Origin of the sequence: Streptomyces sp. NPDC056527, assembly GCF_042794475.1 — a bacterium.
Lineage (GTDB): Bacteria > Actinomycetota > Actinomycetes > Streptomycetales > Streptomycetaceae > Streptomyces.
The window spans coordinates 1-14,504 of the sequence record NZ_JBHTTQ010000002.1; the positions used below are offsets into that span (position 1 = coordinate 1).

Consider the following 14,504-nt stretch of genomic DNA (forward strand, 5'->3'; position numbering starts at 1 on the left):
CCTGCCCAGGGCCGTCCGGCAGATATCCAAGGACCACAAGAACAACGACGACGACATCCGCGACCGCCTCGCCCGCGAACGCAAACAGGACGACGGCACCGGCGGCAAGGACGGCAAGGGCGGGCCGAACAGCAAGGGTCCGCGCACCGACGGACACGGCAAACCGGACTCCCTGAAGGACACCAAGTCCGACGCGCGCGGCAAGGGCGTCGAGATGGGCGACCGTACCTGCGAAGGCGACCCCGTCGACATCGCCTCCGGCGAGATGACGCTGGAGCAGGTCGACCTGTCCCTCGCGGGTGTCCTGCCCCTGGTCCTTCGCCGGACCCACCTCTCGACGTACCGCTACGGTCATTGGTTCGGGCCCAGTTGGGCCTCCACCCTCGACGAGAGGATGGAGCTCGACCCTTCGGGCCAGGGCGTCTTCTGGGCCCGCGAGGACGGATCGATCCTCTGGTTCCCGACGCTTCCCGGCCCCGGCGCCGTGGATCCGGTCCTGGCCGTGGAGGGTCCCCGGTTCGCCCTCCGCCACGGCGGCGAGGAGAACGGGGTGATCACCTACCTCGTCACCGACCCGCGCACCGGTACGACCCGTACCTTCACCGGCAGCCCGTACCGCGAGTCCTCCGCGTACTGGCTCACCGCGATCGAGGACCGTACCCGGAACCGGATCACCGTCTCCCGCCACGGCGACGGCACCCCCACGGCGGTGTCCCACTCCGGCGGCTACCTGGCGACGATCGCCGCCGAGGACGGAAGGCTGCGCGAGCTGACCCTGCGTGCTCCCGAGGGTCCGGTGAGGGTGATGCGGTACGGCTACGACGAGCACGGGCGACTCACCGACGTCGTCAACTCCTCCGACCTGCCGCTGCGCTTCACCTACGACCCGGACGGCCGCATCACCTCGTGGACCGACCGGAAGGGCTCCACGTTCCGTTACGTGTACGACGCCGACGGCCGCGTCGCCCGCACGATCGGCCCGGACGGCTATCTGTCGTCGACGTTCTCCTACGACGTCCATCCCGCCACCGGCGACCGGATGACCCGCTTCACGGACTCCACCGGCGCGTCCAAGGTGTACGTCCTCAACAGCCACCTCCAGGTCCTGTCCGTGACGGACCCGCTGGGCAACACGGTCCGTCAGACGTGGGACCGCTACGACCGGCTGCTGACCCGCACCGATCCGGCCGGGCGGACCACCACGTACACCTACGACGAGCGCGGCAACCTCACGGACATCGCGCACCCGGACGGCACCTCGGCCGGTGTCGAGTACAACGAGTTGAACCAGATCACGGTCGTCACCGGTCCGGACGGCTCGGTGTCCAGGCAGGAGTACGACGAGGACGGAAACCCCGTCCTCTTCACCCGCCCCAACGGGAGCACGACCCGGCTCACCTACGACACACGGGGCCGACTCACCGGCGTGGACGACTCGCTGGGCGCCGTCGACCGGGTGGAGAACGACCCGGCGGGCCTCCCGCTCGCGGTACGCGGCCAGCACGGCGGGGTCACCCGATACGTCCGTGACGCCTTCGGCCGGCCCGTGCGGATCACCGATCCACGGGGCCACAGCACCGAACTCGAGTGGACCGTCGAGGGCCTGCTCGCCCGCCGGACCGACCCCGACGGGGCAACCCAGTCCTGGGCGTACGACGGCGAGGGCAACTGCGTCCTGCACACCGACGCCATGGGCGGCGAGACCCGCTTCGAGTACACCCACTTCGACCTGGTCACCGCTCGGACGACACCGGACGGGGCGCGCCACGAATTCGCGCACGACACCGAACTGCGCATCACGCGCGTCACGAACCCGCAGGGGCTCACCTGGTCCTACACCTACGACCGGGCCGGCCTGCTGACCGCCGAGACCGACTTCGACGGACGCTCGCTCAGCTACACCCACGACGTCCTCGGGCGGCTCGCGTCACGGACCAACGGGGTGGGGCAGACGGTCCGTTACGAGCGGGACGCCGACGGACGGCTGGTCCTGAAGGACGCCGACGGTGCGATCACCCGCTTCGCCTACGACGCCCACGGCCACCTGGCCGGTGCCCATGGCCCCGACACGGAGCTGACCTACCTCCGCGACATCTCGGGCCGGGTGCTCCAGGAGACGGTCGACGGCCGGAGCCTCACTCACACGTACGACGAAGCCGGCCGCCGCGTCCGCCGCATCACGCCCTCCGGAGCGGTCAGCTCCTGGTCGTACCCGGCGGACGCCCACGCCCGTCTGGACACCTCGGGGTACGAGGTCGACTTCGAGTTCGACGAGACCGGCCGGGAGATCACCCGGCGCGTCGGCACGACCCTCACCATGGACCACGTCTACGACGCCGTGGGCCGACTCACCGGCCAGCACATCCGGGGCGCCGGAGCCCGGACCGTCCAGCAGCGCACGTACGCCTATCGCCCGGACGGACACCTCACCTCCGTCGACGACCGGCTGGCCGGCCGCCGGCAGCTCGAACTGACCGGAGAGGGACGGGTCACCGGCGTCACGGCCGAGAACTGGACCGAGCGGTACGCCTACGACGAGGCCGGCAACCAGACCCATGCCTCCTGGCCCGGCGCCGGGACGGCGGAAGGCTCCCGGGAGTACGCGGGCACCCGCATCGGCCGGGCCGGCGCGATCCGCTACGAGCACGACGCACAGGGCCGCGTGGTGCTGCGCCAGAAGGCCCGGCTCTCCCGCAAGCCGGACACCTGGCGCTACGACTGGGACGCCGAGGACCGGCTGATCGCGGTCACCACCCCGGACGGCACCCGCTGGCGGTACCTGTACGACGCGCTGGGCCGCCGGGTCGCCAAACGGCGCCTCGCGGACGACGGGGTCACGGTCGTCGAGGAGACCCTCTTCACCTGGGAAGGCGACGCCCTCTGCGAGCAGACGACCCGCACCCCGGGCACGCCGGAGAGCGTCGCACTCACCTGGGACCACGACGGCCCCAAGCCGATCGCCCAGGTCGAGCGCCGGTTCCTGGACAGCGCGGAGGTGGACCGCCGCTTCTTCGCGATCGTCACGGACCTGGTCGGCACCCCGCGCGAACTCGTCGACGAGTCCGGCGACATCGCCTGGCGCACCCGCGCCACGCTCTGGGGCACCACCACCTGGAACCGCGACGCCACCGCGTACACACCGCTGCGCTTCCCCGGCCAGTACTTCGACCCCGAGTCCCAGCTCCACTACAACCGCCACCGCCACTACGACCCCGCCTCGGGCCGCTACGTCTCCCCGGACCCCTTGGGCCTGATCCCGGCACCGAACTCGGTGACGTACGTGGAGAACCCGACGCGGTGGATCGACCCGCTGGGGCTCGCGGTCGACAACTACGAGACGGGGTGCCCGCACCGTCGCCGCGGCGAACACCGCCACAGCGTGGTTCTGGGCCCGAACCAGAGGCCGGCGACACCGTCCAACGCGTTGGCGCGCTACCTGCGCAACGATCCCGACGACCCCAGGCATGACCCGGACCGCCCTCAGGACCCGGGTGCCCACACCTACAACGGTGAGGACTACAAGTACGGGACACCGCCGACGTGGATGACGAACGTGGCTTCCTCGGTCAGCGACCGCAACACCACCTTGTCGATCACCCTGGACGGCATGCCGAACAGGAACGGCGAAGAGAGGAACTGGGACACTCCCGAAAGCATCGTCGAGGCCTTCCAGAAGGCGGCCGCGTTCGGCGCCGACTTCGACATGGGGCACCGCGACAACTACCCTCCCGCCGGAGTAGGAGGCACGGCCTGGGAGATGAGCCTTGTCGCGGCCGCCGTGAAGAGCCACGACGGCGCCGCCGCCTGGGGCGATCCCGACGAAGAACGCCCCGGACGCCCCTGGGAAGAGATCCACTGGTACACCCGTGACGGGGAGGATTCGTTCAAGAGGATCGACGTTCCCAAGCCGGACATCCCCGAGATCAAGCCCGACCTGTCCAAATTGCCGAAACACCTGAGGTAGCCATCCCATGACCTCCGACGAATCCTCCGCAGCGGCCGACCTCGTGGCCGCGGAGTGGCGCTTCTACACCGAGGAGACCCAGGACCTGGTCGACCCGGCCATGGCGCGTGCCGCGTACGCCCGACCTCGGCTGCGGGAGCTCTTCCCGAGGGTCAGCCACGGTGTCATGTACTTCAGCCGCTGCACCGGCCTGCCCGCCGCCCGCGTCGGGGGCCAGGTGTACACCTCCGCTCCCGGGCAGTACTGGGTCCGGAACCCCGAGGGGAAGAGCATCGGCGACACCGACTCGCTCGACGTGGCCTTCGACCTCGTCGTCCGGACCCTGCCCGAGGACAGCGGTCCCGCCGTTCTCGGAACGGCCAAGGACCTCTGACCGACGGCGGTCGCGACGCCCCCGTGCGCCCGGCGGTCATTCCGCGGCCGGGACTGGCCAGCAGGCCTCCGAGAACGAGCAGCGAGGTCACGGCGTCGTCGGAGAAGCCGCCGAGGTTGGCGGCGATGCCGTGGGCACCGAACGCGGTGGTGAACCCGGCCGCGTACAGGGGCCACATGGACCTCTTCGGCGCGGGGGCGGCCGGGCCGGTGGCGCGGGAGGCGGTGCTCATGTGCGGTCCTCCTGGCTGCTGTGCAGGGCGGGCGGATCGTCGACGGTCACGCGGGGGAATGTAGCGGGTGCCGCATCCGGCGATGTGCGAACCGGCCGGCCTTCCCGTACACCCTCAAGGATGAGCGCCGCCCGGTCCTCGGCTCCGCCTGCGGCCGCGGCGACACCGGTCGGCGGAGAGTGATCGCACCATTCGACGATCACTCCGAGCAGGGAGCCAGATGGGCACTGACCTGGTCCTTCGATGGCGCCGGACGCTGGCCGCACTCGCCCTGACGGCGACCGGCGCGCTGTCGGTGCCGGCCCCGACCCCGTCCATGGCCGCCGATCACCTCTCCACCGGCTCCTCGGCCGCGGCGCCGCCGGCACCCACGAGCCCGCTCGCCGACACCCGCACGAACGCCCTGGCCGACACCCCCGCGAACGCCCTCGCCGGCCCCCGCACGAACACCCCCGCCGGCATCCCAGCGAACGCCTCGGCCGACACCCGCACGAGCACCTCCACCGGCACCCGCACGAACGCCCCCGTCGGCGCCCCCGCCTTCGACCCCGCCCCCGCCCGGGCCGGCCTTGAGCGCCTGCTGGGCTCCCGGGCCGCGCAGTTCACCCTGCTGGCGGTCGAGCGGCCGGCCTCGGGGGACTTCTTCTCGGTCTCCGGGACGCCCGGAGCCGTCCGGGTGCAGGGCACCTCGCCGGCCACGCTGCTCAGGGGAGTCGGCTGGTACCTGGAGCGCATCGCCGGGGTCGACATCGGGTGGCCCGGAGACAGCCTCGGCCGGCTCCCCGCCACGCTCCCCGCGGTCACCGGCACCGTCACCCGCTCGGCGACCGTGCCCCACCGCTACGCCCTGAACGACACCGACGAGGGCTACTCCGGCGCCTACCGCGACTTCGCCTCGTACCGGCACCAGATCGACCTGATGGCCCTGCACGGCGTGAACGAGGTCTTCGTCCCGACCGGGGCCGAGTACCCCTACTACCGGGCGCTCCAGCAGTTCGGCTACAGCGCGGCGGAGTTGCGCGAGTGGATCCCGGGCCCGGCCCATCAGGCCTGGTGGCTGCTGCAGAACGTGTCGGGCTTCGCGGGTCCGGTCTCCACGCAGTTGATCGAGGCCCGGGCCGCGCTGGGGCGCCGGATCGCGGGCCATCTGCGCTCGCTGGGGATGACGCCGGTGCTGCCGGGCTTCTTCGGCACGGTGCCTCCGGACTTCGCCGCCCGGAACCCGGGCGCGGTGACCGTCCCGCAGGGCAGGTGGGTGGGGTTCGACCGCCCCGACTGGCTGGATCCGACCGGACCGGTATTCGACCGGCTGGCCGCCGCCTACTACCGCGCCCAGGAGCGGCAGTTCGGCGACAGCGACATGTTCAAGATGGATCTGCTGCACGAGGGCGGCACGCCGGGCCCCGTCGACGTCCCGAGCGCGGCCGGCGCCGTCCAACGGGCCCTGGAGGCGGCGCATCCCGGCGCCACCTGGGTCATGCTCGGCTGGCAGGCGAACCCGACCGCGACCCTCCTGAGCGGTGTGGACCGCGGCCGGGTGCTGATCGTCGACGGCCTCTCCGACCGCTACGACGGCCTCGACCGCGAGACGCAGTGGGGTGGTACGCCGTACGCCTTCGGTTCGATCCCCAACTTCGGCGGTCACACCAGTCTCGGTGCCAACACCGGCGCGTGGGTGAGCCGTTTCCACGCGTGGCTGGCCAAGCCGAACAGCGCGCTGCGCGGCATCGCCTACCTCCCGGAGGGCACGGGCGGGAACCCCGCCGCCTTCGACCTCTTCACCGAGCTGGCCTGGCAGCCCGAGCCGATCGACCAGCAGGCATGGTTCGCCGCGTACGCGGCCCGCCGCTACGGCGGTGCCGACCCGCATGCGGCCGCCGCGTGGGAGCAACTGCGCCTCGGCCCGTACAGCGCGCGTACCGGTACGTGGAGCGAGCCGCAGGACAGCCTCTTCGCCGCGCGGCCGAGTCTGACGACGACGAAGGCGGCGCGATGGAGCCCGAGCGCCATGCGGTACGGCGCCGCCACGGTGGAGCGGGCGCTCGCGGAGCTGCTGCAGGTGGCACCCGAGCTGCGGACCAACGACGCGTACCGCTTCGACCTCGTGGACGTGGCGCGGCAGGCGCTCACCAACCGCAGCCGGGTGCTCCTGCCGCGCATCAGGTCGGCGTACGAAGCCGAGGATCTGGAGGGTTTCCGGGCTCTGGTGCGCGAGTGGAACGCCGACGAGGAGCTGCTCGGGCGCCTGGTCGGCTCCGATCGTCGCTTCCTGCTCGGTCCGTGGCTCGCCGACGCCCGTTCCTGGGGCGCCGATCCCGCCGAGCGGGACCTGCTGGAGTACGACGCCCGCTCGATCCTGACCACGTGGGGCGACCGGGTGCCGAGTGAGACGGGCGGCCTGCGCGACTACGCCAACCGAGAGTGGGCGGGGCTGGTCCAGGACGTCTACGCGCCGCGCTGGGCTGCGTACTTCGCGAGCCTCGACACCGCGCTGGTGAACGGCACGGATCCGGTCGCGATCGACTGGTTCGCGAGCGACGACGCGTGGGCCCGCGGACACCGGGCCTACCCGACGGCTCCGGCCGGTGACCCCTTCGTTCTGGCGGGCGAGGTACGGGCCGCTCTGGCAATGCCGTCCTACGCTGAACGTTTCGGGGCGCCCGCTCGTACTGACTCCTGACAGGGTGATCGCCTCGATGTGATCGAAAGGCAAGGGGAGCACATGAGTGGAGTGGCACGCCGGACCGTGGTCTCGGCAGCGGGCGGCGCGGGCCTGGTGGCCGTCCTCACCGCATGCGGCGCGGACGCCGACTCGGGCGGCGGCGGCGCGGGCGACGCCGCGAAGGAGGCGGGCGCGCCGTTGGCGAAGACCGCGGACATCCCGGTGGGCGGAGGCAAGGTGCTGGAGGGTCAGGGGGTGGTGATCACCCAGCCGAAGGCCGGTGAGTTCAAGGCGTTCTCGTCCAAGTGCACCCATCAGGGCTGCGCCGTCAGCAAGGTCGCCGACGGGGTCATCACCTGCCCGTGCCACCAGAGTCTGTTCGACGCCTCGGACGGCAGCGTGAAGGGCGGTCCCGCCACGTCCCCGCTGCCGCCGACCCCGATCAAGGTCGACGGGGACTCGATCACGCTCGCGTGACGCGCCGGGGGCTCTTCCAGCAGCCCAGCACCTCCTCGGTGGTGGCGATGGTGGAGACGAGCGCGAGCGTGTGACGGATCATCGCGGGGGTGTAGTCGGCCGGCACCCCCGCGATGGCGTCACCGGGTACGACCACGGTGTAGCCGAGGTTGACCGCGTCGAAGACGGCGTTGGGGATGGCCACGTTGGCGGAGACGCCGGTGACGACGAGTGTGCGGCAGCCGAGGTTGCGCAGCAGCGGGTCGACGTCGGTCCCGGCGAGGGGCGAGAGGCCGTGCAGCCGTCGTACGACCAGGTCCTGGTCGGTGACCTCGATCGGATCGGCGATCCGAACCGCCGTGCTGCCGCTGTGCTGCTGTACGGGGAGCCGGGCGGCGGCGCGGAAGAGCCGGGCGTTGCTGTTGGCGCCGCGGCCGTCCGGCCGGCGCTCGGCGACCGCGTGCAGCACCTGCACATCGGCCTCGTGGGCCGCGGCGACCAGTCGGGCGACGTTCTGGAGCGCGCCCGACGCGCGTGCGGCGGTGGCGAGTTCGGGCAGCGCGCTGCTGCGCCCCACGACGCCCTCCTGGCACTCGACGGTGAGCAGCACCGTGGTTGCCGGGTCGAGCTGCTCCTGGAGCTGTACCCACTGATGTGTGCCGGTCATGGTCCCCCCTGTGTCGCTCTCCGGGCGGGCGAGGTTAGCCACCCTTGCCCCAGGAAGGAAGAGCCTCCATGATTTCTGACACTTCATCAGAATCGTAGAAGGGGGCGGAAGATGACCGTCGCACAGCGCCGGGGACGCCGGATCATGATGACCCCGGCCGAGCTGGACACCTTCCTGACCGAGCAGCGCACCTGCCGGGTGGCGACCGTCTCGGCCGACGGCCGCCCACATGTCGGCGCGCTCTGGTTCGTCTGGGACGGGACCTCGCTCTGGCTCTACTCGATCACCCGGAGCCGCCGCTGGGCCGAGCTGCGCGCGGACCCCCGGATCGCGGTGGTGGTGGACGACGGGGAGGAGTACGGAGAGCTGCGGGGCGCCGAGCTGTCGGGCACGGTGGTCTTCGTCGGCGAAGCCCCGCGCACGGGCGAAGCGTGCCCCGAACTCGACGTTCCCGAACGGCTCTTCGCCGCCAAGAACTTCGGTCTGGACGCGATGCCGCACGACGGCCGCCACGCCTGGCTGAAGCTGACGCCGGACGCGGTGGCCTCGTGGGACTTCCGGAAACTGGCGACACTCTGAGGGGGCGCCTTCCCGCGCTCGGCCCGCTCACCCCGTCTCGGCGCGTCTCGCCCCGGCTCGGCGCGTCCGTCAGCTGCTCAGGGGCTCCCCCGCGCTCCGGAGCGCCTCGACGGCCGCCCGGATCGAGGGCCGCCGGTCGGCGTCGGTGCGCCAGGTCGCGTAGATGTGCCGGCGCATCTTCTGCCGTACGGGGACGAACGCGACCCCCTCCGGAGTCGGGCCCCGCCCGAGCCGTGGCGTGACACAGACGCCGAACCCCGCGGCGACCAGCGCGAGCTGGGTGTGGTGCTCCGCCGCGAAGTGGGCGATGCGCGGCTCCATGCCCTGCGAGCGCAGGGTGAACATCAGCCAGTCGTGACAGAACTCGCCCTCCGGCCAGGAGACCCACTCCTCGTCACCGAAGTCCACGAGGTCCACCTCGTCCCGCGCGGCGAGCGGGTGGTGGGCCGGCATGGCGACGTCCGCGGCGTCGTCGAGGAGATGAGCCCGCTCCAGGCCGCCGGGCACGGGCGCCCGCTTGTTGCTCCAGTCGAGGACGATGGCGAGGTCGGCATCGCCCCGCAGCACCTCGCGGATGCTCTGCTCCGGCTCCAGCTCCGCGGTCCGCACCCGCAGCTCGGGGTGGGCGGTGCGCAGCGCGACGAGGGCGCCGGGCAGCAGCCCGCGCGCGACCGTGGGGAAGGCCGCGATCCGGACCTCGCCCACGACCTGTCCGCGCTGCGCCTCGATGTCGGCCTGCGCGATCTCGACCTGGGAGAGGATGCGCGCGGCATGCTCGGCGAGGAGCAGTCCGGCGTCGGTGAGCCGCACGCCCCGGCCGTTCTTGGCGAGCAGCTGCTGGCCGATCTCCCGCTCCAGCTTGGACAGCTGCTGCGAGACGGCCGAGGTGGTGACGTGCAGTCCGTCGGCGGCTCCGCTGACGGAGCCGTGCCGTGCGACGGCGTCCAGGGTCCGCAAGCGCTCCAGGTTCAACATGTAAGCAATACTAAGCGAACGGATTCAACTAATCTCGCTTGTTCTAAGAGATGCCAGCCGTCACTCTGGATCCCATGACGGTCGATTGGCGGATTCGCTTCGGTGTGCTGGCCCTGATCTGGGGCTTCAGCTTCCTCTTCATCAAGGTCGGTACGGAAGGGTTCGCACCGTTCCAGGTGACCTTCGGCCGTCTCCTGTTCGGTACGGCCGTGCTGGCCGTCGCCATGCTGCTCAAGCGCGAACGGTTGCCGCGCGGCCGCCGGACGTGGCTGCACCTGACGGTCGCCGCGTTCCTGCTGAACGCCCTGCCTTTCTCGCTGTTCTCGTACGCGGAGCTGACGATCCCCTCGACGCTGGCGGGCATCTGCAACGCCACGACGCCGCTGTGGGGCATGCTCCTGTCCCTCGTGGCGCTCTCGGAGGACCGCCCGACGCGAGTACGGGCGGCGGGTCTGGGCATCGGCTTCATCGGCGTGCTGACGGTGCTCGGCGCCTGGCAGGGCTTCTCGGGGCTGGACGTCACGGGCACGATGCTGGCGCTGCTCGCCTCGTTCAGCTACGCGGTGGGCTGGATCTACGTCCGCCGCACGCTGACGGGCACGGGAGCGTCGAACCTCTCCCTCGCCGGGTCCCAGGTGGGCCTGGCGACGCTGCAGCTGGCGGTGGTGACGCCCCTGTTCACCTCGCTTCCGTCGTCGATCGAGATCGTTCCGCTGCTCGCGGTGATCGCCCTGGGGGCGCTGGGCACGGGGTACGCGATGCTGCTCCAGTACGGCGTGGTCTCCGAGGTCGGCCCGACCACGGCGGCGATGGTCACGTACTTCATCCCGGTCATCGCCACGGCGGCGGGCGTCGCCCTCCTCGACGAGCAGCTGAGCTGGAACACCCCGGTGGGCGCCGTCATCGTCCTGGCAGGCGCGGCCCTCACCCAGACCCGCTCCCGTTCCGGCCGCAGCTCCATCCGCGCGGCCGCCACCCCGTCCAAGCCGACCGTTCCCGAGCCGGCGGCCACGGCGGGCCGCCGCCCGTAGGGCACCGCACATGGCCCGGACCGGCGGGGTCCGGGCCGTCCCCCGTCAGCCGTAGCTCCGCGCCGGGGCCGGCCCCGCGGCCCCCGCGACCGCGTCGGCCAGGGACTCGATGTCGGCGGGGGTCAGATCGGAGACGGTCAGCCGGACGGCCGGGCCCGTCGCCAGGCGGAAGCGGGCGCCCGGGGCCGACGCCCAGCCCGCGCCGAGCAGTCGGGTCACCGCGCCCGTCTCGTCCGAGACCGGCACCCATACGTTCATCCCGCTCCGCCCGTGCGCCTCGACGCCCCGCCGCCGCAGCGCGCGCACGAGCCCGTCGCGCCGCTCCGCGTAGGAGCCCGCGACCGTCGCCGCGTCCACGGCGCCCGTCGCCCACAGGTGCGCCACGGTGCGCTGGAGCAGTCTGCTGACCCAACCCGGGCCGAGCCGCTGGCGCCCGAGGACCCGGTCGACGGTCTCCGCGTCGCCGGTGAACGCGGCGATCCGCAGATCCGGGCCGTACGCCTTGGCCACCGAGCGCACGAAGGCCCAGTGGCGGGTCACCCCCGCCAGGGGGTGCAACGGCAGATCGACGATGGCGTGGCCGTGGTCGTCCTCGATGAGCAGCACGTCCGGATGGCCGGCGAGAAGCCTGCGCAAGGCGGCCGCGCGGGTCGCGCCGACGGCCGCACCGGTCGGGTTCTGCGCGCGGTCGGTGACGATCACCGCGCGTACGCCCTCCCGCAGCGCACCCGCCACCGCCTCCGGCGACGGTCCCTCGTCGTCGACCGCGATCGGGACCGCCCGCAGGCCGAGCGCCGGCACCAGGTCGAGCAGGCTCCCCCAGCCCGGATCCTCGACGGCGACGGCGTCCCCCGGCCTGAGGTGGACGGCCAGCACCCGTTCGATGGCGTCGAGCGACCCGGAGGCGACCGCGACGGGCCCGTCGGGAACGCCGTCGGCGTCCAGCGCGGCCCGGGCGAGCCGGGCGAACCCCTCGTCGACGGGGGCTTCCGCGTACATACCGGGCCGCTCCGCCTCGCGCCGCGCCGCCTCGGCGAGCGCCTCGCTCAGCGAGGGCAGCAGCGCCGGGTCCGGATTGCCCCTGCTGACGTCCCGCACGCCTGCCGGGGCCTCCACCCGGATCGACCCACGGGCCGTCGTCGCGGGCCTGGGCCGCACCCGACTGCCCCGCCGCCCGTCCGTCTCGATGACCCCGCGCTCCCGCAGGGTCCGGTACGCGGCCGCGACCGTGTTCGGGTTCACACCGAGCGTGGTCGCCAACTCCCGCATCGGCGGGAGCAGTTGCCCAGGCTCCAGCACCCCGTCCGCCACCCCGCGCTCGACGCTGGCGGCGATCTCCGATGCGCGGCGGCCTTCGATCCGATACTCTCCTAGCACAAAACAGATTATGCACTAGTGCAATGGAGAGCGCAATGACGGATTCCTACGAGCCGACCGAGCGGACCATCCCCACCCGCTCCCGCGACCGCGCCTCGTACGACCGTGCGGCGGTGCACTCGATACTCGACGAGGCGTACGTCTGCCACCTCGGCTTCGTCCGCGACGGCGCCCCCGTCGTACTGCCGACGCTCTACGGCCGGATCGGCGACCGCCTCTACGTCCACGGCTCCACCGGCTCACGCCCGCTCCGCATGGCGGGCACCGGCGGCGAAGCCCCCGGCCTGCCCGTCTGCCTGACGGTGACCCACGTCGACGGCCTGGTCCTGGCCCGGTCCGCCTTCCACCACTCGATCAACTACCGTTCGGTCGTCGTCCACGGCACCGCCCACCAGGTCACCGACCCCGAGGAACTGCGCACCGCCCTCGACGCCCTGGTCGACCACGTCGTGCCCGGCCGCTCCCACGACTCCCGCCCCGCCAACACCAAGGAGCTCGCGGCCACCGCCGTCCTGCGCCTCGACCTCGACGAGGTGTCCGCCAAGGTCCGCACCGGCGGCCCCAACGACGAGCCGGAGGACGCGAACCTCCCGCACTGGAGCGGTGTGATCCCGGTACGGAAGGCGTACGGCACGCCGATCCCGGCCGACGACCACGACCCGGCCGTCGCTCTGCCCGCCTACCTCTCCGCCCTCTGAGGGCCGCGCCATGCTGATCCACCCCTGGGACGCCGCCCACGAGGACGGAGAGTGGCGCGACTGGCTGGCCCTGCACGACTTCGGCCAGCTCGCCGTCAACGGACTGCCCGGCGAGCCGCCGTGGGTGCAGCCGATGCACTTCCGCTACGACTCCGAGCCGGGGCCCCACGGGCAGGTCCTGGCCCACCTCGCCCGCCCCAACCCGCTCTGGCGCGCTCTGGAGCAGAACCCCACGGTCCTGCTCAGCGTGGTCGACGACTACGCCTTCGTGCCCGGCCCATGGGCGGCCCCGGAGGGCGCCCCGGCCGAGCACGGCACCCCCACGTCCTTCTACGCCGCGGTCCAGCTGCGCTGCACGGCGCACGTGGTCGACGACCCGGCGGAGAAGGCGGAGTTGCTGAACCGCCAGGTCGCCCACTTCCAGCCCGGGGGCGGCACTGCCCCGGTCGCCGCGGGCGAGGCCCCCTTCGGCCGGCTCCTGTCGGGGCTGCGGGTGCTGCGCCTCGACGTGACGGAGGTCCGGGCCAAGTTCAAGTACGCGAACCACAAGCCGGAGCCGGTCCAGGACCGCATCGTCGAGGGCCTGACGGCGAGGGCGGGGCGAGGGGACGCCGAAGCGGGGGGGGGCCCCGGGGGCCCCCCCACCCCCTCGCCGCTCTTCCGTCCACCGGTCAGCGCCCGCCGGCCACCCTCAGTACCGTGCCCGTCGCATACGACGCGTCCTCGGACAGCAGCCACGCCACCGCCGCCGCGATCTCCGAGGGGCGGCCCGGGCGGCCCAGGGGGATCGAGGAGGCCGCCTTCGCCGGGCGGTCCGGGTCGCCCATGGCCGCGTGCATGTCGGTCTCGACGATGCCCGGGGCCACGGCGTTGACCCGGATGCCGTCCCGGCCCAGCTCCTTGGACAGGCCCACGGTCAGCGCGTCGGTCGCGGCCTTCGTCGCCGCGTAATGGACGTAGTCGCCGGGGCTGCCGAGCGTCGCGGCGGCGGAGGAGACGTTCACGATCGCGCCCCCGCCGTGCGCGGCCATGTCACGGGCGGCGCGGCGGCAACACAGCAGGTAGCCCAGGAGGTTGACCTCCACCACCCGCCGCAGGTCCTCGGTCGCGGCGTCCGCGAGGCGGCCCAGAGGACCCGTCACGCCCGCGTTGTTGACCAGGCCGGTCACGGGGCCCAGTTCGGCCTCGGCCGTGTCGAAGAGCCGCTCCACGTCCGCCTCGACCGAGGTGTCGGCCCGCACCACGACACATCGCGCGCCCGCCGCCCGCACCGCCCGCGCCGTCTCCCCCGCGGCACCGGCGTCGCGAACGTACCCGAGCACCAGGTCGTGCCCCTCGGTGGCCAGGCGTACACAGGTCGCCGCGCCGATCCCACGGCTTCCGCCGGTGACGACGGTCGTACGGGACATGGTCTTCCACCCTTCTCGCGGTCGCGCCGCCCCCACCGTAATTCGATGGCCGGGGACAAGGCCGCTGGATACTCTCCCGGC

At 72.6% G+C, this 14,504-nt stretch carries 11 protein-coding genes and 2 pseudogenes; 8 read left to right on the top strand and 5 right to left on the bottom strand.

What is annotated here, in order from left to right:
* Together ACFQ7Q_RS01665 and ACFQ7Q_RS01670 are read left to right on the top strand one after the other, a co-directional pair.
* Positions 1-3,964 (top strand): RHS repeat-associated core domain-containing protein (locus tag ACFQ7Q_RS01665; protein ID WP_383548322.1); only part of this gene is annotated, 3,964 nt, incomplete at its 5' end.
* Between the two features lie 7 nt (positions 3,965-3,971).
* Positions 3,972-4,337: a DUF6193 family natural product biosynthesis protein gene (locus ACFQ7Q_RS01670; RefSeq protein WP_383548324.1), complete on the top strand. Its 366-nt coding sequence runs from the start codon at positions 3,972-3,974 to the stop codon at positions 4,335-4,337.
* Between the two features lie 16 nt (positions 4,338-4,353).
* Here the strand turns inward: ACFQ7Q_RS01670 and ACFQ7Q_RS01675 are convergent.
* Positions 4,354-4,515 (bottom strand): annotated as a pseudogene (locus tag ACFQ7Q_RS01675) (MFS transporter); the annotation flags it as partial.
* Between the two features lie 274 nt (positions 4,516-4,789).
* Between ACFQ7Q_RS01675 and ACFQ7Q_RS01680 the strand changes: the two are divergent.
* On the top strand, positions 4,790-7,249 hold the full coding sequence (locus ACFQ7Q_RS01680) for an alpha-N-acetylglucosaminidase (protein WP_383548327.1): 2,460 nt from the start codon (positions 4,790-4,792) through the stop codon (positions 7,247-7,249).
* 42 nt (positions 7,250-7,291) lie between these two features.
* Positions 7,292-7,708, top strand: coding sequence for a Rieske (2Fe-2S) protein (locus ACFQ7Q_RS01685; protein ID WP_383548330.1), 417 nt, complete (start codon positions 7,292-7,294; stop codon positions 7,706-7,708).
* Here ACFQ7Q_RS01685 and ACFQ7Q_RS01690 read toward each other — a convergent pair.
* Positions 7,695-8,354, bottom strand: coding sequence for a cysteine hydrolase (locus ACFQ7Q_RS01690; protein WP_383548332.1), 660 nt, complete (start codon positions 8,352-8,354; stop codon positions 7,695-7,697). The genes ACFQ7Q_RS01685 and ACFQ7Q_RS01690 overlap by 14 nt on opposite strands.
* Before the next feature lie 111 nt (positions 8,355-8,465).
* Between ACFQ7Q_RS01690 and ACFQ7Q_RS01695 the strand changes: the two genes are divergently transcribed.
* Positions 8,466-8,933 (top strand): pyridoxamine 5'-phosphate oxidase family protein, encoded by a 468-nt coding sequence (locus ACFQ7Q_RS01695; protein ID WP_383548335.1) that lies wholly within the window; start codon positions 8,466-8,468, stop codon positions 8,931-8,933.
* A 69-nt stretch (positions 8,934-9,002) separates the two neighbouring features.
* Here ACFQ7Q_RS01695 and ACFQ7Q_RS01700 read toward each other — a convergent pair whose 3' ends face one another.
* Positions 9,003-9,908: a LysR family transcriptional regulator gene (locus ACFQ7Q_RS01700; RefSeq protein WP_383548337.1), complete on the bottom strand. Its 906-nt coding sequence runs from the start codon at positions 9,906-9,908 to the stop codon at positions 9,003-9,005.
* 74 nt (positions 9,909-9,982) lie between these two features.
* Between ACFQ7Q_RS01700 and ACFQ7Q_RS01705 the strand changes: the two genes are divergently transcribed.
* The gene (locus ACFQ7Q_RS01705; protein ID WP_383548340.1) at positions 9,983-10,939 is read left to right on the top strand and encodes a DMT family transporter; all 957 of its coding nucleotides are present in this window, start codon (positions 9,983-9,985) and stop codon (positions 10,937-10,939) included.
* Positions 10,940-10,984: 45 nt separating this feature from the next.
* Here ACFQ7Q_RS01705 and ACFQ7Q_RS01710 read toward each other — a convergent pair whose 3' ends face one another.
* Entirely contained in the window at positions 10,985-12,316 is a 1,332-nt protein-coding gene (locus ACFQ7Q_RS01710) for an aminotransferase class I/II-fold pyridoxal phosphate-dependent enzyme (RefSeq protein WP_383548342.1), read from the bottom strand.
* A 35-nt stretch (positions 12,317-12,351) separates the two neighbouring features.
* On the opposite strand from ACFQ7Q_RS01710, the gene ACFQ7Q_RS01715 reads away from it, so the two are divergent.
* Together ACFQ7Q_RS01715 and ACFQ7Q_RS01720 are read left to right on the top strand one after the other, a co-directional pair.
* Positions 12,352-13,014 (top strand): pyridoxamine 5'-phosphate oxidase family protein, encoded by a 663-nt coding sequence (locus ACFQ7Q_RS01715; RefSeq protein ID WP_383548344.1) that lies wholly within the window; start codon positions 12,352-12,354, stop codon positions 13,012-13,014.
* 10 nt (positions 13,015-13,024) lie between these two features.
* Positions 13,025-13,633 (top strand): annotated as a pseudogene (locus tag ACFQ7Q_RS01720) (FMN-binding negative transcriptional regulator); the annotation flags it as partial.
* Positions 13,634-13,685: 52 nt separating this feature from the next.
* Here ACFQ7Q_RS01720 and ACFQ7Q_RS01725 read toward each other — a convergent pair.
* The gene (locus ACFQ7Q_RS01725; protein ID WP_383548346.1) at positions 13,686-14,423 is read right to left on the bottom strand and encodes an SDR family NAD(P)-dependent oxidoreductase; all 738 of its coding nucleotides are present in this window, start codon (positions 14,421-14,423) and stop codon (positions 13,686-13,688) included.
* Between the last annotated feature and the right edge of the window lie 81 nt (positions 14,424-14,504).

What these genes read in the sequence shown, in the direction of transcription:
- ACFQ7Q_RS01700 (WP_383548337.1), bottom strand. Translation starts at nt 9,908, where the DNA reads ATGTTGAACCTGGAGCGCTTGCGGACCCTGGACGCCGTCGCACGGCAC.
- ACFQ7Q_RS01705 (WP_383548340.1), top strand. Translation starts at nt 9,983, where the DNA reads ATGACGGTCGATTGGCGGATTCGCTTCGGTGTGCTGGCCCTGATCTGG.
- ACFQ7Q_RS01695 (WP_383548335.1), top strand. Translation starts at nt 8,466, where the DNA reads ATGACCGTCGCACAGCGCCGGGGACGCCGGATCATGATGACCCCGGCC.
- ACFQ7Q_RS01690 (WP_383548332.1), bottom strand. Translation starts at nt 8,354, where the DNA reads ATGACCGGCACACATCAGTGGGTACAGCTCCAGGAGCAGCTCGACCCG.
- ACFQ7Q_RS01725 (WP_383548346.1), bottom strand. Translation starts at nt 14,423, where the DNA reads ATGTCCCGTACGACCGTCGTCACCGGCGGAAGCCGTGGGATCGGCGCG.
- ACFQ7Q_RS01680 (WP_383548327.1), top strand. Translation starts at nt 4,790, where the DNA reads ATGGGCACTGACCTGGTCCTTCGATGGCGCCGGACGCTGGCCGCACTC.
- ACFQ7Q_RS01685 (WP_383548330.1), top strand. Translation starts at nt 7,292, where the DNA reads ATGAGTGGAGTGGCACGCCGGACCGTGGTCTCGGCAGCGGGCGGCGCG.
- ACFQ7Q_RS01670 (WP_383548324.1), top strand. Translation starts at nt 3,972, where the DNA reads ATGACCTCCGACGAATCCTCCGCAGCGGCCGACCTCGTGGCCGCGGAG.
- ACFQ7Q_RS01715 (WP_383548344.1), top strand. Translation starts at nt 12,352, where the DNA reads ATGACGGATTCCTACGAGCCGACCGAGCGGACCATCCCCACCCGCTCC.